At 62.7% G+C, this 19,653-nt stretch carries 18 protein-coding genes; 12 read left to right on the top strand and 6 right to left on the bottom strand.

Going from position 1 to position 19,653, the window contains the following annotated elements; genetic code table 11:
* Window positions 1-124 precede the first annotated feature (124 nt).
* The 9 genes from JAB6_RS21350 to JAB6_RS21310 all read left to right on the top strand — a co-directional run bounded on the left by JAB6_RS21350 (window position 125) and on the right by JAB6_RS21310 (window position 9,565).
* Complete coding sequence (locus JAB6_RS21350) at window positions 125-2,056, top strand: AMP-binding protein (protein WP_034752822.1); 1,932 nt, start codon at window positions 125-127, stop codon at window positions 2,054-2,056.
* 14 nt (window positions 2,057-2,070) lie between these two features.
* Complete coding sequence (locus tag JAB6_RS21345; RefSeq protein ID WP_034753577.1) at window positions 2,071-2,886, top strand: ABC transporter ATP-binding protein; 816 nt, start codon at window positions 2,071-2,073, stop codon at window positions 2,884-2,886.
* A gap of 19 nt (window positions 2,887-2,905) precedes the next feature.
* On the top strand, window positions 2,906-3,802 hold the full coding sequence (locus JAB6_RS21340; protein WP_175444594.1) for a branched-chain amino acid ABC transporter permease: 897 nt from the start codon (window positions 2,906-2,908) through the stop codon (window positions 3,800-3,802).
* A gap of 78 nt (window positions 3,803-3,880) precedes the next feature.
* Window positions 3,881-4,939 (top strand): branched-chain amino acid ABC transporter permease, encoded by a 1,059-nt coding sequence (locus tag JAB6_RS21335; RefSeq protein WP_034752817.1) that lies wholly within the window; start codon window positions 3,881-3,883, stop codon window positions 4,937-4,939.
* 58 nt (window positions 4,940-4,997) lie between these two features.
* Entirely contained in the window at window positions 4,998-6,317 is a 1,320-nt protein-coding gene (locus JAB6_RS21330; RefSeq protein WP_034752814.1) for an ABC transporter substrate-binding protein, read from the top strand.
* A 124-nt stretch (window positions 6,318-6,441) separates the two neighbouring features.
* Window positions 6,442-7,278, top strand: coding sequence for an ABC transporter ATP-binding protein (locus JAB6_RS21325; RefSeq protein WP_070304436.1), 837 nt, complete (start codon window positions 6,442-6,444; stop codon window positions 7,276-7,278).
* Window positions 7,279-7,294: 16 nt separating this feature from the next.
* The gene (locus JAB6_RS21320) at window positions 7,295-7,654 is read left to right on the top strand and encodes an MmcQ/YjbR family DNA-binding protein (RefSeq protein ID WP_046681883.1); all 360 of its coding nucleotides are present in this window, start codon (window positions 7,295-7,297) and stop codon (window positions 7,652-7,654) included.
* Window positions 7,651-8,907, top strand: a complete 1,257-nt coding sequence (locus JAB6_RS21315; protein ID WP_070304435.1) for a phenylacetate--CoA ligase family protein — start codon at window positions 7,651-7,653, stop codon at window positions 8,905-8,907. The genes JAB6_RS21320 and JAB6_RS21315 overlap by 4 nt, the downstream gene beginning before the upstream one ends.
* Before the next feature lie 76 nt (window positions 8,908-8,983).
* A complete protein-coding gene (locus JAB6_RS21310) occupies window positions 8,984-9,565 on the top strand; it encodes a hypoxanthine-guanine phosphoribosyltransferase (protein ID WP_058049341.1) in 582 nt (193 codons plus the stop codon).
* Between the two features lie 90 nt (window positions 9,566-9,655).
* Here the strand turns inward: JAB6_RS21310 and JAB6_RS21305 are convergent, their stop codons facing one another.
* From JAB6_RS21305 to JAB6_RS21295, 3 genes are all read right to left on the bottom strand, one after another.
* A complete protein-coding gene (locus tag JAB6_RS21305) occupies window positions 9,656-10,609 on the bottom strand; it encodes a nitronate monooxygenase family protein (protein ID WP_034752807.1) in 954 nt (317 codons plus the stop codon).
* Between the two features lie 98 nt (window positions 10,610-10,707).
* The gene (locus JAB6_RS21300; RefSeq protein WP_070304434.1) at window positions 10,708-11,631 is read right to left on the bottom strand and encodes an MBL fold metallo-hydrolase; all 924 of its coding nucleotides are present in this window, start codon (window positions 11,629-11,631) and stop codon (window positions 10,708-10,710) included.
* A 7-nt stretch (window positions 11,632-11,638) separates the two neighbouring features.
* Window positions 11,639-11,872, bottom strand: a complete 234-nt coding sequence (locus JAB6_RS21295) for a DUF1289 domain-containing protein (protein ID WP_070304433.1) — start codon at window positions 11,870-11,872, stop codon at window positions 11,639-11,641.
* Window positions 11,873-12,149: 277 nt separating this feature from the next.
* Here JAB6_RS21295 and JAB6_RS21290 point away from each other — a divergent pair, with 277 nt between their 5' ends.
* Together JAB6_RS21290 and JAB6_RS21285 are read left to right on the top strand one after the other, a co-directional pair.
* Window positions 12,150-12,563: a CopG family transcriptional regulator gene (locus tag JAB6_RS21290; RefSeq protein ID WP_034752801.1), complete on the top strand. Its 414-nt coding sequence runs from the start codon at window positions 12,150-12,152 to the stop codon at window positions 12,561-12,563.
* Window positions 12,564-12,617: 54 nt separating this feature from the next.
* Entirely contained in the window at window positions 12,618-13,889 is a 1,272-nt protein-coding gene (locus JAB6_RS21285; protein WP_235194242.1) for a PHB depolymerase family esterase, read from the top strand.
* Here JAB6_RS21285 and JAB6_RS21280 read toward each other — a convergent pair.
* The 3 genes from JAB6_RS21280 to JAB6_RS21270 form a co-directional block, all read right to left on the bottom strand.
* Window positions 13,882-15,033, bottom strand: a complete 1,152-nt coding sequence (locus tag JAB6_RS21280) for a two-component system response regulator (RefSeq protein WP_070304432.1) — start codon at window positions 15,031-15,033, stop codon at window positions 13,882-13,884. The genes JAB6_RS21285 and JAB6_RS21280 overlap by 8 nt on opposite strands.
* Before the next feature lie 31 nt (window positions 15,034-15,064).
* Window positions 15,065-18,112, bottom strand: coding sequence for a response regulator (locus JAB6_RS21275; RefSeq protein WP_070304431.1), 3,048 nt, complete (start codon window positions 18,110-18,112; stop codon window positions 15,065-15,067).
* A gap of 95 nt (window positions 18,113-18,207) precedes the next feature.
* Window positions 18,208-18,408 carry a cysteine-rich CWC family protein gene (locus JAB6_RS21270; protein WP_070304430.1) on the bottom strand — a complete coding sequence of 67 codons (201 nt, stop codon included), beginning with the start codon at window positions 18,406-18,408 and terminating at the stop codon, window positions 18,208-18,210.
* 231 nt (window positions 18,409-18,639) lie between these two features.
* Here JAB6_RS21270 and argB point away from each other — a divergent pair, with 231 nt between their 5' ends.
* The gene (gene argB, locus JAB6_RS21265; RefSeq protein ID WP_010393729.1) at window positions 18,640-19,533 is read left to right on the top strand and encodes an acetylglutamate kinase; all 894 of its coding nucleotides are present in this window, start codon (window positions 18,640-18,642) and stop codon (window positions 19,531-19,533) included.
* The last annotated feature ends 120 nt before the right edge of the window (window positions 19,534-19,653 follow it).

The raw sequence follows: 19,653 nt of genomic DNA, 5'->3' as shown, positions 1-19,653 counted from the left end.
CTAACGCAAGCTACTATCATTGCACAAACGCCTTACACATAAAAAACACAGAGCGCCATCCAACGAGGTGGGGCCTGAGACAAGCAACAGGGAGACACTGGTGCAAACGAATACCACAGCAGCAATGCCGACTTTTCCGCGGCGCTTATTGCAACACGGGACAGTACGATCCGACAAGCCCGCCTTTCGCGAAAAATACCTGGGCATCTGGCAAACCTGGACCTGGTCCGAGGTGAACGAGGAAGTGCGCGCGCTGGCCTGCGGCCTGGCCGCCATCGGCTTCCAGCGCGGCATGAACCTGGCCATCATCGGCGACAACCGTCCCCGCCTGTACTGGGCCATGCTGGCCGCGCAAAGCCTGGGCGGCGTGCCCGTGCCACTGTACCAGGACGCGCCGGCCGCCGACATGGCCTATGTGCTGCAGGATGCGGAAATCCGCTACGCCATCGTCGAAGACCAGGAGCAGGTCGACAAGCTGCTCGAACTCAAGGCCCTGTATCCGCACGTCGCCCACATCGCCTATGACGATGAACGGGGCATGCGCCATTACCGCCAGCCGGAGCTGACGTCCTTTGCCGCCCTGCAGACGCTGGGCAGGGCCTATGACCGCGAACACCCGGGCTTTTTCGACGCCGCCGTGGCAGCGGGCCAAGGCAGCGACTCGGCCGTGATCCTGTACACCTCGGGTACCACGGGCAAGCCGAAGGGCGTGTGCCAGAGCCACACGGCGCTGCTGGCAGCCGGCGAAGGCGGCGTCGCCTTCGACAAGCTGACCGACAATGAAGACATCCTGTCCTACCTGCCCATGGCGTGGGTCGGCGACTGCCTGTTCTCGCTGGCGCAAGCCATGGTGGCCGGCTTTACCGTCAACTGCCCCGAATCGGGCGACACGGTGATGATCGACATGCGCGAAATCGGCCCCACCTGCTACTTTGCGCCGCCGCGCGTGTTCGAGAACATGCTCACCAGCGTGATGATACGCATGGAAGACGCGAGCAGCATCAAGCGCCACATGTTCAGCCATTTCATGGACGTGGCCAAGCGCTGCGGCGCGCAGATTTTGGATGGCAAGCCCGTGCCGCTGGCGGACCGCATCAGCTACAAGCTGGGCGAACTGCTCGTCTACGGCCCCTTGAAAAACGTGCTGGGACTGTCGCGCGTGCGCGTCGCCTACACGGCCGGCGCCGCCATCGGCCCCGACCTGTTCCGCTTCTACCGCTCCATTGGCGTCAACCTCAAGCAGCTGTACGGCTCGACCGAAACCTGCGCCTATGTGTGTCTGCAACCGGACGGCAATATCAAGTTCGACAGCGTCGGCTTGCCCGCACCGGGCGTGGAAGTCAAGCTGGCGGCCAATGGCGAAGTGCTGGTCAAGTCGCCCGCCACCATGAGCGGCTACTTCAAGCGCCCCGACGCCACGGCCGAAGTGATCGACGATCACGGCTACTTCCATACGGGCGACGCGGGCGTGTTCGACAGCGAAGGCCATCTGAAAATCATCGACCGCGCGGCCGACGTGGGCAAGATGAATTGCGGCGCCATGTTCGCGCCCAACTACATCGAAAACAAGCTCAAGTTCTTCCCCTTCATCAAGGAAGTGGTGGCCTTCGGCCATGCGCGCGACCAAGTGTGCGCCTTCATCAACATCGACATCGAAGCAGTGGGCAACTGGTCCGAGCGGCGCGGCATCGCCTACTCCGGCTATACGGATCTGGCGGCGCGCGACGAAACCTATGGCTTGATCCGCGACTGCATCGAGCAAGTCAACGCGGAACTGGCGGCCGACCCGCTGATGGACCGCACGCAGGTGCACCGCTTCCTCGTGCTGCACAAGGAACTCGACCCGGACGACGACGAGCTGACGCGCACGCGCAAGGTTCGCCGCAAATTCATCGCCGAAAAGTACGCGGTGCTCATTTCTGCCCTGTATGAAGGCAAGACAACGCAATACATCGAGACCCAGGTGAAATTCGAGGATGGCCGCACCGGTTCGACCAGCGCCGACCTGCAGATCTGGGACAGCAAAACGTACCGGCCCCAAGGCCTGGCCGCATGATGGAGCACAGCACGATGCAAATGAACGAACCCGACGCCCATTTCGGCACAGCCCGCAAGGCGGGCCCCGTGATCCTCGACCTGAAGAACATCTCGCTGTCGTTCGGCGGCGTGAAAGCGCTGACCGACATCTCGTTCGACGTGAAGCAGCATGAAATCCGCGCCATCATCGGCCCGAACGGCGCCGGCAAAAGCTCGATGCTGAACGTGATCAACGGTGTGTACCGCCCGCAGCAGGGCGAAATCATCTACCGGGGCGAGCACCGGCGCGGCATGGACTGCTATGCGGCCGCCAAATCCGGCATCGCGCGCACCTTCCAGAACATCGCCCTGTTCAAGGGCATGACGGTGCTCGACAACATCATGACGGGGCGTAACCTCAAGATGAAGTCGAATTTCCTGCTGCAAGCCCTGTACTGGGGCCCGGCGCGGCGCGAGGAAATCGAGCACCGCAAGAAGGCAGAAGAGATCATCGACTTCCTGGAAATCCAGGCCATCCGCAAGACGCCCGTGGGGCGCCTGCCCTACGGCCTGCAAAAGCGGGTGGAACTGGGCCGCGCGCTGGTGGCCGAACCGGAAATTTTGCTGCTCGATGAACCGATGGCCGGCATGAACGTGGAAGAAAAGCAGGACATGTGCCGCTTCATCCTCGACGTCAACGACCAGCTGGGCACGACCATCGTGCTGATCGAGCACGACATGGGCGTGGTGATGGATATCTCCGACCGCGTGGTGGTGCTCGATTACGGCAAGAAGATCGGCGACGGCACGCCCGACGAGGTGCGCAGCAACCAGGATGTCATCAACGCCTATCTCGGCGTGGCGCACTAGACGAGGAATAGCAATGAATATCAATTTTTTCTTTGAAGTGCTGATCGGCGGCCTGCTGTCGGGCGTCATGTACGCGCTGGTGGCGATCGGCTTCGTCCTGATCTACAAGGCGTCGGGCGTGTTCAACTTCGCGCAGGGAGCGATGGTGTTTTTCGCCGCCCTCACCTGCGTCGGCATCATGGACAAGTTCGGCCTGTCGCTGTGGCTGGCCATCCCGCTGACGATGGTAACGATGATCGTGCTGGGCATGGCCATCGAAAAAGTCGTGCTGCGCCCTCTCGTCAACCAGCCTGAAATCACGCTGTTCATGGCCACCATCGGCCTGACCTTCTTCATCGAAGGCCTGGCGCAGCTGATGTGGGGCTCGCAGGTGCACAAGCTGGACCTGCCCATCGAAGACGTGCCGATGCCCTTCCTGATGGACCATTTCAACATCATCATCTCGCAGTTCGACGTGGTGGCGGCCGGCATCTGCGCGCTGCTGGTGATCTGCCTGGCCTTGCTGTTCTCGAAAACCAAGGTGGGCCGCGCCCTGCGCGCCGTCGCCGACGACCACCAGGCGGCGCTGGCGGTCGGCATTCCGCTGCAGCGCATCTGGGCCGTCGTGTGGGGCGTGGCGGGCCTGGTGGCGATGGTGGCCGGCTTGCTCTGGGGCGCGCGCAACGGGGTGCAGTTCGCCCTCACCTTCATCGCCCTGAAAGCGCTGCCGGTGCTGATCCTCGGCGGCTTTACGTCGGTGCCGGGCGCCATCGTCGGTGGCCTGATCATCGGCGCGTCGGAAAAGCTGGCCGAAGTCTACCTCGGTCCCATGGTGGGCGGCGGCATCGAAGGCTGGTTCCCGTATGTGCTGGCCCTGCTGTTCCTGCTGGTGCGTCCGGAAGGCTTGTTCGGCGAGAAAATCATCCGACGAATATAAGGCCCCAAGAGCAACGTAGGTCGGATTAGCCGAAGGCGTAATCCGACAAACACCCCAACAGCCAGTAAAGGACACGCTATGATTTACCGTGAAGCAGGACAATTCAAGACCAGCTACCAGGCTGACAACCAGATTTTCCCGATCCGGCAAGACCGCCTGGCGCTGACGGCCACGCTGCTCGTCGCCGTCTTCCTCCTGCCGTATTTCGCCTCGCCCTACATGCTGTCGGCGATCCTGATCCCCTTCCTGATCTTCGCCCTGGCAGCGCTGGGCCTGAACATCCTGACCGGTTACGCGGGCCAGCTGTCGCTGGGCACGGCCGCCTTCATGGCCGTGGGCGCCTTTGCCTCGTATAACTTCATGGCCCGCCTGCCTGGCTTGCCGCTGCTCGTGTCCTTCATCCTCGGCGGCCTGTGCGCGGCCATGGTGGGCATCGCCTTCGGCCTGCCCTCCTTGCGCATCCGCGGCTTTTATTTGGCCGCCTCCACCCTGGCGACGCAGTTCTTCGTTGTCTGGTGCCTGACCAAGATTCCGTATCTGACCAACTACAGCTCCTCGGGCGTGATCACGGTGCAGAAGATGACCATCCTCGGCTACCAGTTCGACACGCCGCAAAGCAAATACCTGCTGGTACTGGCGATTGTCGCCGGCATGGCGCTGCTGGCCAAGAACATGATCCGCTCGAACGTGGGCCGCTCGTGGATGGCCGTGCGGGACATGGACATGGCGGCCGAAGTGATCGGTTTCAGACTGATGCGCACGAAACTGCTGGCGTTTGCCGTCAGCTCGTTCTACTGCGGCGTGGCCGGCGCCCTGTATGCGTATGCCTACCTGGGCACGGTGGAACCGGAAGCGTACAACCTGGACCTGTCCTTCCGCATCCTGTTCATGATCATCATCGGCGGCGTCGGTTCGATTCTCGGTTCCTTCCTCGGCGCGGCCTTCATCGTGCTGCTGCCCGTCTTCCTGAACACCATCGCGCATGGCCTGGCATTGCCGACCAGCGTGGCTTCGAACCTGGAACTGATGGTGTTCGGCGCGCTGATCATTTTCTTCCTGATCGTCGAGCCGCACGGCCTGGCCAGGCTGTGGCAGATCGCGAAGGAAAAGTTGAGACTCTGGCCCTTCCCACACTAAGTTTTTGCAGTCGATGTCGGTTCACTTGAATACCAAATAAAACAAGAGGAGACACATAATGAAACACATCAAATCGCTCATGCTGGCCGCCGCCATCGCCAGTGCCGCACTCACCATGGCCGGCAGCGCGCAAGCGCAGGACAAGGAACAGTACATCGCCCTGCCGTCCTACCGCGTGGGTCCGTATGCGGCCGGCGGCTCCGGTTTCTACGGCGGCATCATCGATTACTTCAACCTGGTCAACCAGGCCGGCGGCGTCAATGGCGTGAAAATCAGCTGGGAAGAATGCGAAACCGAATACAACCCGTCGCGCGGCGTCGAATGCTATGAACGCCTGAAAACCAAACAGGGCGGCGCCACCCTGGTCGAAACCCTGTCCACGGGCGTCGCCTACGGCATCCTCGACCGCGTGGCACAGGACAAGATCCCCATGACGATGATCGGCTACGGCCGCTCGGACGCCGCCAACGGCAAGGTCTTCCCGTATGTGTATCCGCTGATCTCCAGCTACTGGAGCCAGGCCGCCGCCATGATCAAGTACCTGGGCGACAAGGATGGCGGCATGGACAAGCTGAAAGGCAAGAAGATCGTCCACCTGTACCACGATTCTGCCTTCGGCAAGGAGCCGCTGCCCGTGCTCGAAGCGCTGTCGAAACAGTACGGCTTCGAGCTGGTGAAAATTCCCGTCGCGCCGCCAGGCAGCGAACAGCAATCGCAATGGCTGCAAATCCGCCAGGCCAAGCCGGACCACGTGATCCTGTGGGGCTGGGGCGTGATGAATTCCGTTGCCATCAAGACGGCGCAGCGCAACGGCTTCCCGCGCGACAAAATGCTGGGCGTCTGGTGGGCCGGCTCCGAGGAAGACACGATTCCATCGGGTGACGCGGCCAAGGGCTACACGGCGATGACGTTCAATACCCCGGGCAACTACCCCGTGCTCGACGACATCCGCAAGAAACTCTACGCGTCCGGCAAGGGCAACCTGTCCGACCAGTCGCGCATCGGCTCCGTCTACCACATGCGCGGCGTGACGGCCGGCATCCTGTGGGTGGAAGCGATCCGCGTGGCGCAGGAAAAATTCGGCAAGGGCAAACCGATCACGGGCGAGCAGATGCGCTGGGGCCTGGAAAACCTGAACGTCGACGACGCGCGCCAGAAGGCCGTCGGTGCGCTGGGCATGTTCCCGACCGTGAAAACCAGCTGCGACGACCATGAAGGTTCGGGCGCCGTGAAAGTGCAGCAGTGGGATGGCAAGAAGTGGACCGCCATCACGCCGAAATGGATCGTCGGCGACAAGGCCCTGGTGCGCAAGCTGGTCGAGGAATCGTCGGGCAAGTACGCCGAAGAGAAAAAGATCACGCCGGCGTGCATGAAGTAAGCGGCTTTCGGGGTGGTGTCGGATTACGGCCTGCGGCCTAATCCGACCTACGCCGCATCCACGTAGGTCGGATTAGCGTAGCGTAATCCGACAAGCACCAACATCACATGAAAACGAAGCAGCCATGACACCCACTGCCACGCAAACACCGGACACCGCGCCGCCCTACCTGTCGGTCAACAACATCGAAGTCATCTACGACCACGTGATCCTGGTCCTGAAGGGCGTGTCACTGCAAGTCCCGCAGGGCAAGATCGTGGCGCTGCTGGGCGCCAACGGCGCCGGCAAGTCGACCACCCTGAAAACCATCTCGACCCTGCTGCGCGGCGAACGCGGCGACGTCACCAAGGGCGAAGTCCAGTTCAAGGGTGAGCGCGTGGACCAATTGACGCCGAATGAACTGGTCAAGCGGGGCCTGTCGCAAGTGATGGAAGGGCGCCACTGTTTCGGCCACCTGACTATCGAGGAAAACCTCTTGACCGGCGCCTACACGCGCAGCCTGTCGCGCGGCGAACTGAAAGACGCGCTGGACAAGGTCTACCACTACTTCCCGCGCCTGAAAACGCGGCGCAGCAGCCAGGCCGGCTACACCTCGGGTGGCGAGCAGCAGATGTGCGCCATCGGCCGCGCGCTGATGGCCAAGCCGTCGATGATTTTATTGGACGAGCCCTCGATGGGCATCGCACCGCAGATCGTCGAAGAGATCTTCGGCATCGTCAAGGATTTGAACCACAAGGAAAACGTCTCTTTCCTGCTGGCCGAACAGAACACCAACGTGGCGCTGCGCTACGCCGACTTCGGCTACATCCTGGAAAACGGCAGAGTCGTGATGGAAGGGCAAGCGCAGGACCTGGCCAGCAACGAAGACGTCAAAGAGTTTTACCTGGGCGTGTCTAGCGCCGGGCGCAAGAGCTTCCGCGACATGAAGTTCTACCGCCGCCGCAAGCGCTGGCTGGCCTGATATCGGAGCTGCCGTCATGGACCTGGAACGGGCGAAGCAAGTGTGCCGCGGCTTTCCCGGCGCGACAGAAGACATCAAATGGAGCAACGTGCTGGCGTTTTCTGTCGGTGGCCGCCTGTTCGCGCTATGCGGCGCGGAAGCGCACAGCACGCGCGGCATGAGCTTCAAGGTCGATGCGGAGCGCTTCCTGGAATTGACGGACCGTCCCGGTTTTCGCCCGGCGCCCTACCTGGCGCGGGCCAAATGGGTGCTGGTCGCCAGTCCCGACGCCCTCGACGACGACGAAATGGCCGCCCTGCTGCACCGCTCATACAGCCTGATTTTTGCGGGGCTGACGAAAAAAATGCAACGTGACATTGGAGAATCCGCAACATGACCGATACGCTCGACAGTCTGGAAGCACGCGCCCCCGAAGCGCGCGAACGCGAATTGATGGCCGGCCTGCCGCAGCTGATCGCGCGCGCGCAACAGGCGCCGGGCTGGGCCCGCATCCTCGATGGCGTCAACGCGGCCGACATCACCAGCCGCGCCGCGCTGGCGCAGCTGCCCGTGACGCGCAAATCCGACCTCAAGCAATTGCAGCACGACGCGCTGCCGTTCGGCGGCTTGAACACGACGCCGAAGAACGCCCTGTCGCGCGTCTTCGTCTCGCCCGGTCCCATCTTCGATCCGGAAGGCCGCGGCCCCGACTGGTGGCGCTTTGCGCGGCCCATGTATGCGGCCGGCGTGCGCGCCGGCGGCTTGTTGCAGAACTGCTTTTCGTATCACTTCACGCCGGCCGCCTTCATGGTCGAAGGGGGCGCCGCGCGCATCGGCTGCACCGTCATCCCGGCCGGCATCGGCCAGACGGAAATGCAGGTGCAGGCGATGGTCGACCTGAAGCCGGATACGTATATCGGCACGCCGTCATTTTTAAAACTGATCATCGAAAAAGCGCGCGAAATGGGCGCCGACATCAGCAGCGTCACCAAGGCAGTGATGGGCGCCGAAGCCCTGCCTGAATCCCTGCGCAGCTGGTTTGCCGCAAACGGCGTGCCGCACGTGTTCCAGACCTATGCCTCGGCCGATATCGGCAGCATCGCCTATGAGACGGCCAGCAATGGCAAACTCAATCCGGGCATGGTCGTTGATGAAAACATACTGCTGGAAATCATCCATCCGGGCAGCGGCATTCCCGTCGCGCCGGGTGAAGTGGGCGAAGTCGTCGTCACCGTCTTCAATGCCGACTACCCGCTGATCCGCTTTGCCACGGGCGATCTGTCGGCCGTGCTGGTCGATACGCCGGAGTCGCCGTGCGGACGCACGAATACGCGCATCAAAGGCTGGATGGGACGCGCCGATCAAACCACCAAGGTGCGCGCCATGTTCGTGCATCCGTCGCAGGTGCATGAAATCGCGCGCCGCCACCCGCAAATCAAGAAGGCGCGGCTGGTGGTGTCTGGCCGCATGGCCAACGACGAAATGACTTTGCATTGCGAAGTCGATAATCCCCATGACGCCAGTGGCACCGAGGCCATCATCGGCTCGATCCGCGAACTGACCAAGCTGCGCGGCGACGTGGTGCTGGTGGCCGTGGGCAGCCTGGCGCAGGATGGGAAAATAATCGACGACGTGCGCGATTACAGCTAGGCGTAGCGCACGGATGGCGTTTGCGGGATAATACCCGCATTCATCATCAGCCCCATTCATCGCCATGCAAGAGTCCATGCAAGAATTTCATCACAATCGTGCCCGTGACCTGATCAAGAACGCGGAACTGCTGTTCGACCAAGACGCCGTGCAGGCGTCGATCACACGCATGGCCGATGTGCTCAACACGCGCTTCAACGCCGAGGACTCGAAAGAGTTCCCGCTGGTGCTGGGCGTGATGGGCGGCGCCGTCGTGTTTACGGGCAGCCTGCTGCCGCAACTGAGCTTTCCGCTCGAATTCGACTACATCCACGTGAGCCGCTACGGCGACGACGACAAGGGTGGCGAAGTGGTATGGAAAGTCATCCCCCGCTCGAACGTGGCGGGCCGCACCGTCATCGTGCTCGACGATATTCTCGACGAAGGCGAAACCCTGGCGCACGTCAAGCAGCGCTTGCTGGACATGGGTGCTTCGGAAGTCATCCTGGCCGTGTTCGCGGACAAGGCCATCGGCAAGAAGAAGCCCGTACAAGCCGACATCGTCGGCCTGGTCATCCCGAACCGTTTCGTCGTCGGCTTCGGCATGGATGCGTATGGCTACTGGCGCAACCTGCCGGGGCTGTGGGCCATCAAGCCTGAGGATTTGAAGCAGGAGTGATTGTGGTGTTGTCGGATTACGCGCTGCGCGCTAATCCGACCTACCACTGCCCGGTGGCGTAATCCGACACCACCACCATCGCAACAACGATTACAGCTTCAACCGCGCGCGCGCCGCATCGTATTCGGCTTTCAGGCGCGCCACCATCTCTTCCACGCTCGGCACGTCATCCATCAAGCCCACGCCCTGGCCCGCGCCCCAGATGTCGCGCCAGGCCTTGGCGCTGCCCGAGCCGAAATTCATCGCGCTCTTGTCCGCTTCGGGCAGGGCTTCCGGATCGAGTCCGGCCGCTTCGATCGATTTTTTCAGGTAATTGCCGTGCACGCCAGTAAACAGGTTCGTGTAGACGATGTCGGCCGCGCTGGAATCGACGATGGCGTCGCGGTAGCCGTCGCTGACGTTCGATTCCTTGGTTGCCAGCCAGCGCGAGCCGATGTAGGCGAAGTCGGCGCCCATCGCTTGCGCGGCCAGTACGGCGTCGCCCGTGGCGATGGAGCCGGACAGGGCCAGCGGACCGTCGAAGAATTTGCGCACTTCGCCCACCAGCGCGAATGGCGACAGGGTGCCCGCGTGGCCGCCGGCGCCACTGGCCACCAGGATCAAGCCATCGACACCGGCTTCCAGCGCCTTTTTCGCGTGACGGATCGAGATCACGTCATGCAGCACGATGCCGCCATAGCTGTGGATGGCGTCGAGCATTTCCTTGGGCGGCGCGCGCAGCGAGGAAATGATGATGGGGATCTGGTGTTTGACGCACACTTCCACGTCATGCGCGAGGCGGTCGTTCGACTGGTGCACGATCTGGTTGACGGCGATCGGCCCGACTTTCTTGTCCGGATTGGCGGCCTGGAAGGCGGCCAATTCGGCCTGCAGCTCCGTGAGCCAGGTGTCGAGCAATTCGGCGGGACGCGCGTTCAGGGCCGGGAAAGAACCGACGATGCCGGCCTTGCACTGCGCCGCGACGAGGGCCGGGCCGCTGGCGATGAACATCGGCGAAGCGATAACGGGTAAGGAGAGGTTTTGCAACGCAACAGGCAATGCCATGGCGGACTCGCTGGAAAGTTGATCGGGATGAGAAACACACTGAGGTTGATTATAGTGCAGAAAAAGTACGATCGTGCTGAATTTATCGCACCTACGCTTCAACCCTCATTAAGCAAGTACTCACCCTCGACGCGTGCCGCTGTGGCCCGCATCAATTGGGAAACGGCCCACTCGGCCAGCGCGGCCGCCTCCTGGCGCAGGAAGCGCCGGTTGGCCTCTTCGAAGACGGGCATGCCGCGCAGCAGGGTCGGTATCTCGACGAGGGCGATGCGCTGGCGTTCCAGCAGCAGGAATTTGAGCAGCACTTTCACGGCGTTCTGCGCATTGCGCACGGGATCGGACGACAGGTAATCGAGGCGCGAATACGCGCGCTGCAAGGCGCCGTCCGTATCCTGGAACGGCCGCCCGTGGCCGGGGATCACCACGCGCACGTCCAGGCCGGCGATCAGGTCCAGGGTGGCGCGCGCTTCCAGAAAGCCGGAGCCGCCATCGAGTTCGGGGAAGATCACGCCAAAGCCGTTTTCCCACAGCGCGTCGGCGGAGATCAGGATGCCCTCGTCGGCGCAGTAAAAAATCAGCGAGTGCGGATCATGGCCCGGCGCGCCCAGCGCTTGCCAGCGCATGTCGGCCAAGGTCAACGTGTCGCCGGGCGAGACGGTGGCGTCAAAGCCGAAGCGCGGACATTGCTGGCCCGTGGCCTGGAAACTCAGGGCATCGACATCCCAGGCGCGCACCTTGTCCGCTTCCGACACGGGAATGGCCGTATGGCAGCCGTATTCCTCTTGCAGCAGCGCGTTGCCGCCGCAATGGTCGGAGTGCAGATGGGTATTGAACAGGCGGTCCAGCGGACGGCCGGCAAGGCTATGGCGCAGCAGGGCCAGGGTTTGCGGCGCATGCGTGACATAGCCGCTGTCGATCAGGGCCGTGTCGTCCCGGCCCAGGAACAGGATGTTGTTCGACGAGAGCCAGCCGCGTTCGAACACCTGCATGGCATCGGGGAACAGCGCTGGCGATCGCGGCATGGCTTCCTCAGTAGTCGGGCTCGAAATCGAGCAGTGATTCGCGTCCTGGCAATTCGGCCCACACGGCGCGCTTGAAGTCGTCGTCGGCCTTGCTCCAGGCAATGATCTCGTCGAGCGTGCGCAAACAGCCTTCGCACAAGCCGCTGTTGCGGTTCATCTTGCACAGGCTGACGCAGGGCGACGGTACCGGCGACGGCAAGGGAAGCGGAACGGCTGGAGGAGGTGGGGTAGCGACCATCATGGAGCGGCATCGGTAAACGTGGAGGCTTCATTATGCCGCGAAACGGCGCCGGCGAGTCGGCGGCGTCGGCATGCAATATTTCTGTGGATATATTTTCCAGAGTAAAAATGATCAATAACGCATCTTTCGGAAATTTATTTTGCGCTGCATTCTCACTCTGCGGGTACCCGTCCTACAACACGAGCAGGCCAGATCCTGCTTGACTTGAGATATTACACAACTATACTACCATCCATACAGATGGCAAATGGATGCCACGTGGAGTTTATGGAGAGATATGGCCAAGCAAGACAGCAAGCCCAAAATTGGGGAATCCGAAAAAATCACGATCAACCTCGGCTTGATCGACCTGGGGCAGATCGATCTGCTGGTCCAGGAGGGATTTTATTCCAACCGCACGGATCTGATCCGTACGGCCATACGCAACCAGTTGGGTACGCACGCCGACGTGGTGAAACAAACCGTCGCCCGTAAAAGCCTGGTATTGGGTATGCAGCATTACTCGCGCGCCGACCTGGAGGCGATCCAGGCAGCCGGCCAGCGCCTGCAGATACAGGTGCTGGGACTGGCCAGCATCGCCAGCGACGTCTCCGTGGAACTGGCACTGGCCACCATCGAGTCGATTTTCGTATTAGGTGCCCTGCACGCCAGCACCGTCGTCAAGACGGCGCTCGCAGGGCGAATTCACTAGCGTATTGGTTCGCGGCGATGACCCGGCCGATGCGCTGCACCGTTAAGGATGGTCATGAAACTACCTCTCAACATGCTGGCGCAGATGCGCGCCGCAACCCGCAACCTGATGGGCAGCGGTCCCGCCGCCGCCACCGAGGCGATCCAGCAAGCGCTGTCCGCCGCCGGCCTGGCGCCGCAGGCGGCCGCCACGCAAACGCCGCCACCGCAGCCGATGCGCGACATTAATCCGCCACCTGCGCCGCCACCTGCGCCCTCCCCAGCGCAGGCCCGGGCCGAGCAGCCGGAAGCGGCATCGGTGCCACCCACGCCCGCACAGGCGGCGCAGGACTTCGCGCAGGATTTCATGTCGCGCCTGGGCGTGCCCGCCGGCCTGGGCCAGCACAGCTTCGACATGCCCAGCTTCGAGCTGCCGAACTTCCACCCGCCCGGTTTCAATGCGCCGTCCGCCACGCCGGTGGAGATCCCCGCTGGCGCGCAATTCATCGATGGCGTGTACCGCAACCATGCGGGCACACGCTCGTACAAACTGTATATCCCCAGCAGCTATCACGGCCAGGCCATGCCGCTGATCGTGATGCTGCACGGCTGTACGCAAAATCCCGACGACTTCGCGGCCGGCACGCAGATGAATGCGCTGGCAGAAGAAAAGGAATGCTTTGTCGTCTACCCGGCGCAGACGCAGGGCGCCAACAGTTCGCGCTGCTGGAACTGGTTCAACGCCATCGACCAGCAACGCGACCAGGGCGAACCGTCGCTGATCGCCGGCATCGCGCAGCAAGTGATCGACGAATACCCGGTCAATGAACGTGAAGTGTTCGTTGCCGGCCTGTCGGCGGGCGGCGCCATGGCCGTCATCGTCGGCACCTTGTACCCGGATTTGTTTGCCGCCGTCGGCGTGCATTCGGGCTTGCCCTTCGCTTCGGCGCAGGACTTGCCGTCGGCGCTGGCAGCCATGAAGGGCGGCGCCATGCCCAACGCCCAGCGCAAGGCGCCGGCCGGCGGCGTGCCCATCATCGTCTTCCACGGCGACCGCGACACCACCGTCAACCCGCGTAATGGCGATGAACTGATCGCCCAGGGCGTGCGCAGCCAGGCGGGCGGCAAGGCGGCCAAAGCCGCTTCCATCGACGGCAGCGTGCCGAATGGCCACCGCTACACGCGCACCACGCACAGCCAGGCCGACGGTTCGCCGCTGGGCGAACACTGGGTCATCCACGGCGCCGGCCATGCCTGGTCGGGCGGCAGCGATAACGGCAGCTATACGGATGGAAAAGGGCCGGACGCCAGCCGCGAGATGCTGCGCTTCTTCAAGACCGTCAGCTGATGTTGGCGGTGTAGGGCGCGATCTGCCGCTGCTTGTCGGCGATCTCGCATACACCGTCGGCATAGCGGTGGGAGATGGCGATGAACTGGTCCTGGATCTGCAAAAAGGCGTCGACGATCTCGGCGTCGAAATGCGAACCGCGTCCTTCGACGATGATCCGCACGGCCTGCGCATGGTCCATGCCCTGCTTGTAGATGCGCCGGCTGATCAGAGCGTCGTACACGTCGGCCAGCGCCATCAGGCGCGCCGAAATCGGGATGTCTTCGCCAGCCAGCCCTTGCGGGTAGCCGCTGCCATCCCATTTCTCGTGGTGGCTGTAGGCGATCTCTTTCGCGTACTTGAGGAAATCGACTTCGATGCCAAGCTCGTGCTCGGCCGCCAGGATGGCGTCGCGCCCTAGGGTGGTATGCGTCTTCATGATGGCCATTTCGTGCGGCTCGAAACGTCCCGGCTTGAGCAGGATATGGTCGGGGATGCCCACCTTGCCGATGTCGTGCAGCGGCGCCGTCTTGAACAGCAGTTCAATATTCTTGTCCGTCAAAAAATCGCGGAAACGCGGCAAGCCGCGCACTTTTTCGGCCAGCGCTTTCAGGTAGTGCGAGGTGCGGCGGATATGGTTGCCCGTCTCGCTGTCGCGCGTCTCGGCCAGCGAGGCCATGGCGTGGATGGTGACATCCTGCAGCGCCGCCACTTCCTGCACGCGGCGCTCCACTTCCGTTTCCAGGTATTGGTTCTGGTCGCGCAAGAAATCCTGCATCTGCTTCATCGCCAGTTGCGTCCTGATGCGCGCCAGCACGATGGGCGCCGAGATCGGCTTGGTGATGTAGTCGACGGCGCCCAGGGCCAGGCCCAGCTGCTCGTCCGCCACTTCGCTCATGGCCGTGACGAAAATCACGGGGATGCCGGCCGTGGCGGGATCGGCCTTCAGCGCGCGGCACACATCGTAGCCGCTCATGCCCGGCATCATGATGTCGAGCAGGATCAGGTCGGGCTGGTCGCTGCCGGCGGCGATCTTCAGGGCGCGCTCGCCATTGACGGCGATCTTGGTGCGGTAGTCGTCTTCCAGCACCGCGCGCAACAGGTCGATATTGTCTGGCGTGTCGTCGACCACCAGGATGGTTGGCTTGCTTGCCGGCGCTCTCATGCCCGTCCTTCGTTCTGCATCATTATCCTTCTCACAGTGTCAGCTCCAGCGCATCGGCCACTTCGCCCAGCTGCGCCAGCGCACCTTCGAAATCGTATTGTCCCAGCATGCGCTTCAACTGGCGCGCGTGTTCCGCCTGCCCCGCCGCGACCAGCACGGGGCCGATGCCGTCGAGGTGCTTGACGGCCTGCGCATCGTCCTGCTGCAGCAGCTGCGACAGTTCGCGCAAGCCCGCTTCCAGGCGCGCCCGGTCCACCGGCGCCACGTGCGCCAACGCCGCGCCGCCCGCCTCGGCCGCATGGCCGCGCGACTGCATGGCCAGCACGATCTTCGGCACCAGCTCGTCGAGCGCCAGGGTGCAGGCAGCCAGCGCCTGCGGCAAGCCGTCGTGCGAGCCCAGGCTGAGCAAGTGCTCGACCCGCGCGGCGCTGTCGGCCAGGCCGCCGGCGCCGATATTGCCGGCCAGGCCCTTGAGGGTATGCGCTTCGCGGATGGCCGTTTCCAGCTGGTTGTTCTCGATGGCGGCAACGATGCGCTGCATGGCGTCGAACTGGGTTTCCACGAAGCGGTCCAGCAATTTTCGCATCAAAGCGGCATTGCCGCCCACGCGGCGCATGGCCTCCGCCATTTTCAGGCCCGCGATCACGGGCAGCTCCGCTTCCGGCTGCGCCACCACCGCCGCCATTTCCTGCGGCGTGGCCGGCGCGATCCAGCGCGCCAGGGTGCCGAACAGCTGCGCCACGTCGATCGGCTTGGCGATGAAATCGTTCATGCCGGCGTCCAGGCATTTTTCCTTGTCGCCCACCATGGCATTGGCCGTCATGGCGATCACGGGCAAGTTCGAATACCGGGGATCCTGGCGCAGCTTGCGCGTCGCCTGGTAGCCATCCATCACCGGCATCTGGCAATCCATCAGCACGCCGTCATAGGCGTTTTCCGCGATCTTCGCCAGCGCGATGGCGCCGTTGCCCGCGATGTCGACGCGGATGCCGGCGTCGTTCAGGATATGCTGCGCCACTTCCTGGTTCACTTCATTATCCTCGACCAGCAGCAGCCAGGCGCCGCGCAGGGCGCGCTCGTCGTCGCGGTAGCTGCTCTGGCGCTGCGTCTTGCGGCTCTGCCCCGTCACGCCGCCAAACACGAACGCAATCTGGTCGAGCAGGGTCGAGGCGCTGATCGGCTTGTTCAATACGCCGTCGAGCGGCAAGTCGCGCTGGCGCGCCGCCTCGAGCAGCGCTTCGCGATGGAAGGCCGTGACCATGATGCAGGCCGGTGTCGCATCGATGCCGGCGGCATCGGCGCGGATGCCGGCCAGGGTATCGAGGCCGTTCATGCCCGGCATTTTCCAGTCCATCAGCACCAGCCCGTACGGCCGCCCCTCGGCGCGCGCCTGCGCCACGGCGCCGATGGCCAGCGCGCCGCCAAGCACGGCACGCGCCTCGAAGCCCAGCGCCGTGAGCATGCTGACGAAGATTTCACGCGCGCTGGGGTTGTCGTCGACCACCAGCACGCGCAAGCCATGGAATTGCTGTGGCAATAGCAAATTATCGCGCGGCACGGCGGCCAGGCCGAAGCGGGCCGTGAAGAAAAAGGTGCTGCCCACACCCGCTTCGCTGACCAGGTCGATCTCGCCTTCCATCATTTCCACAAGCCGCTTGCTGATGGTCAGCCCCAGGCCCGTGCCGCCATGGTGGCGCGTGGTGGACGTGTCGGCCTGCGTAAAAGCCTGGAACAATTTGCTGCGCTGGGGCGGCGTGAGGCCGATGCCCGTGTCGCGCACGTCCACGCGCAAGACAGCCGCATGTTCCTCCAGCTGCTGCAGGCGGATAGTGACGACGATCTCGCCCCTGTCCGTAAATTTGATGGCGTTGTTGGTCAGGTTGATCAGCACCTGGCCCAGGCGCAGCGGATCGCCCTGCAAGGCGTTCGGCACGTCGGGGGCGACGTCGAACAGCAGTTCGAGTCCCTTGTCCTGCGCGCGCATCACGGACAGGTCGGCGATCTGCGCCAGCACGTCCTCGAGGAAGAAATCGACTTTTTCAAAGGCCATCTTGCCCGCCTCGATCTTCGAGAAATCGAGGATATCGTCGATGATGGCCAGCAGGTTCTTCGAAGCCGATTCCACCTTTTCCAGGTAGTTGCGCTGGGTCGACGTCAATTCCGTCTGCAGCGCCAGGTGTGTCATGCCGATGATGCCGTTCATCGGTGTGCGGATTTCGTGCGACATATTGGCGAGGAAATCCGACTTCATCTTGGTCGCATCCTCGGCCACTTCGACGGCGTGGCGCAGGTCCTGCTCGACGGCCAGGCTGGTGCTCATGTCCTTGAGCGCCTGCAGCAATTCGCCCGTCTCGTCGCGCGACGTCACTTCGATGACGGAACTGAGGTCGCCATTGGCCACGCGCGTGGCGATCGCCACCGCCTCGCCCAGCGGACGCGTGATCGAGCGCGCCGACCAGGCAAAGGCGAGACCCGTCAGCAAGGCCGCCAGGCCGATGCCGCCCATCAGCAACAGCGAGGTGTCGATGTCGTTGCGTATCCTGGCGGCGCTGTCGCGGATCAGCTGCTGCTGCAGGTCGTCGAGCTGGCCCACGTACAGCAGCACTTTTTCCAGCACCGGCAAGGTCTGCGTCTGCATGGCCTGCTCGGCGCGGGCATGCTCGCCGCGCTCGACCAGCTCGAACATTGCCTTGAGCGACACATAGTAGTCGGCGCGCGCCAGGTGCATCTGCTCCAGCAGGCGCCGTTCCTCGGGCCGCGCATCGAGGCCGTCGAGAATGCGCACCTGCTCGTCGATGCCTTGCTTGATCGCTTCCAGGCGCGCCTGGTTCGCCTGGCGCAGCGCCAGCTCGTGCTGGTTCGGCAGGTTGCCGATGCGCGTGGCCGCCTCGCGCGCCAGCCCGTGGATCTTGCTGGTGGCCTTGGCGGCGACCCAGTCGCGCTGCAGGATATCGTCGGTCTCGGCGCGGATGGCATAGATGCGGCTGCCAGACAGGACGATGACGACCAGCATCAGCACGATCAACATGGCATAACCGGCATTGATGCGCACGCCGATACTGATATCCCTGAAGCGCATAACTTTCCTATAAGAAATTCTTGAAAGTCGAAGTCTGAGCGTATTCCCCTACAAAATGCAAGGTCTTTTGCAAAGGAAAAAGTATGCCGATGCGCTTATTTGGCCGCTGTCGGGACTTTTGCAGGCGGCGTCAGGGTGTCGATATGGGCTTGCAGGCAGGAGGGGCACCAGCAGCCCACAGCGCTGCCGGGCACGGGAACGGCCGGCGGCAGGGCCACGCACCAGCAGGGTTCGTTGGCGTCCGGGTCAAGCTGGCCGCACTGGAAAGTGGCGCCGCACAGGCTGCACTGGCTCATGGCTGTGTGTGAATTGGCAAGTGTGTGTCATGCCGCGCCGGGATGGGACGCAGATGTAACGGGCAGTAAAAGGGCTGGCTGGGGGACATATCGGGCCAGACTATAGGATCATCAGGGAAAATACAACAAGATCGCCCTATAATGCCTCCAAGATTTTCTTCTTCCCTGTAAAATCGCACAAATCTATTTTCCGGACTCGCCATGAATCAACTAGCTAACTTGAACCTGGACATGAATGACGACTTGACGGCGGTGTCGCCGCAAATCAAGGCGCAGATTCTGGCCGAGGCCCTCCCCTACATCCGCAATTTCCACGGCAAGACCATCGTCATCAAATACGGTGGCAATGCCATGACGGACGAACGCCTGAAGCACGGCTTCGCGCGCGACGTCATCCTGCTCAAGCTGGTCGGCATGAACCCGGTCGTGGTGCACGGCGGCGGACCGCAGATCGACAACGCGCTGAAAAAAATCGGCAAGCAGGGCACCTTCGTGCAAGGCATGCGCATCACCGATGAAGAAACCATGGAAGTGGTGGAGTGGGTGCTGGGCGGCGAAGTGCAGCAGGATATCGTCATGCTGATCAACCATTACGGCGGCCAGGCCGTGGGCTTGACGGGCAAGGATGGCGGCTTGATCCGCGCGCGCAAGATGCAGATGCCGGACCGCGAACATCCGGGCGAATTCCTCGACATCGGTTTTGTGGGCGAGATCGACGCGATCAACCCGGCCGTCGTCAAGGCGCTGCAGGACGACGCCTTTATTCCCATCATTTCGCCGATCGGTTTCGGCCAGGATGGCCAGGCCTACAACATCAACGCCGATGTCGTGGCGGGCAAGATCGCGGAAATCCTGAAAGCGGAAAAGCTGATCATGATGACCAACATCGCCGGCGTCCAGGACAAGCAGGGCAACCTGGTGACCGACCTGTCGGCGCGTGAAATCGACGAGATGTTCGCCGATGGCACGATCTCGGGCGGCATGCTGCCGAAGATCTCGTCCGCGCTCGACGCCGCCAAGTCCGGCGTGAACACGGTGCACATCATCGATGGCCGCATCGAACACTCATTATTGCTGGAAGTGTTGACCGAGCAGGCTTTTGGTACTATGATCCGTTCGCACTAAAAAAATCGCAATGCATCACAGCGAGTAGTTTGGCGGCGCAGATCACCTGGCGCCGCTTTTAATTTGCCCTTGTAGCTCAGTGGTAGAGCACTCCCTTGGTAAGGGAGAGGCCACGTGTTC

The organism is Janthinobacterium sp. HH104, from assembly GCF_001758715.1.
In the GTDB taxonomy this organism is placed as follows: Bacteria; Pseudomonadota; Gammaproteobacteria; order Burkholderiales; family Burkholderiaceae_D; genus Janthinobacterium; species Janthinobacterium aestuarii.
This window is presented reverse-complemented; position numbering and strand designations above follow the sequence as displayed.

Bases quoted from the DNA above. Each gene is read 5' to 3' on its own strand.
- JAB6_RS21315 (WP_070304435.1), top strand. From the start codon at position 7,651: ATGACCGATACGCTCGACAGTCTGGAAGCACGCGCCCCCGAAGCGCGC.
- JAB6_RS21280 (WP_070304432.1), bottom strand. From the start codon at position 15,033: ATGAGAGCGCCGGCAAGCAAGCCAACCATCCTGGTGGTCGACGACACG.
- JAB6_RS21345 (WP_034753577.1), top strand. From the start codon at position 2,071: ATGCAAATGAACGAACCCGACGCCCATTTCGGCACAGCCCGCAAGGCG.
- JAB6_RS21290 (WP_034752801.1), top strand. From the start codon at position 12,150: ATGGCCAAGCAAGACAGCAAGCCCAAAATTGGGGAATCCGAAAAAATC.
- JAB6_RS21350 (WP_034752822.1), top strand. From the start codon at position 125: ATGCCGACTTTTCCGCGGCGCTTATTGCAACACGGGACAGTACGATCC.
- JAB6_RS21270 (WP_070304430.1), bottom strand. From the start codon at position 18,408: ATGAGCCAGTGCAGCCTGTGCGGCGCCACTTTCCAGTGCGGCCAGCTT.
- JAB6_RS21320 (WP_046681883.1), top strand. From the start codon at position 7,295: ATGGACCTGGAACGGGCGAAGCAAGTGTGCCGCGGCTTTCCCGGCGCG.
- JAB6_RS21330 (WP_034752814.1), top strand. From the start codon at position 4,998: ATGAAACACATCAAATCGCTCATGCTGGCCGCCGCCATCGCCAGTGCC.
- JAB6_RS21285 (WP_235194242.1), top strand. From the start codon at position 12,618: ATGAAACTACCTCTCAACATGCTGGCGCAGATGCGCGCCGCAACCCGC.
- JAB6_RS21325 (WP_070304436.1), top strand. From the start codon at position 6,442: ATGACACCCACTGCCACGCAAACACCGGACACCGCGCCGCCCTACCTG.
- argB (WP_010393729.1), top strand. From the start codon at position 18,640: ATGAATGACGACTTGACGGCGGTGTCGCCGCAAATCAAGGCGCAGATT.
- JAB6_RS21295 (WP_070304433.1), bottom strand. From the start codon at position 11,872: ATGATGGTCGCTACCCCACCTCCTCCAGCCGTTCCGCTTCCCTTGCCG.
- JAB6_RS21275 (WP_070304431.1), bottom strand. From the start codon at position 18,112: ATGCGCTTCAGGGATATCAGTATCGGCGTGCGCATCAATGCCGGTTAT.
- JAB6_RS21310 (WP_058049341.1), top strand. From the start codon at position 8,984: ATGCAAGAATTTCATCACAATCGTGCCCGTGACCTGATCAAGAACGCG.
- JAB6_RS21335 (WP_034752817.1), top strand. From the start codon at position 3,881: ATGATTTACCGTGAAGCAGGACAATTCAAGACCAGCTACCAGGCTGAC.
- JAB6_RS21300 (WP_070304434.1), bottom strand. From the start codon at position 11,631: ATGCCGCGATCGCCAGCGCTGTTCCCCGATGCCATGCAGGTGTTCGAA.
- JAB6_RS21305 (WP_034752807.1), bottom strand. From the start codon at position 10,609: ATGGCATTGCCTGTTGCGTTGCAAAACCTCTCCTTACCCGTTATCGCT.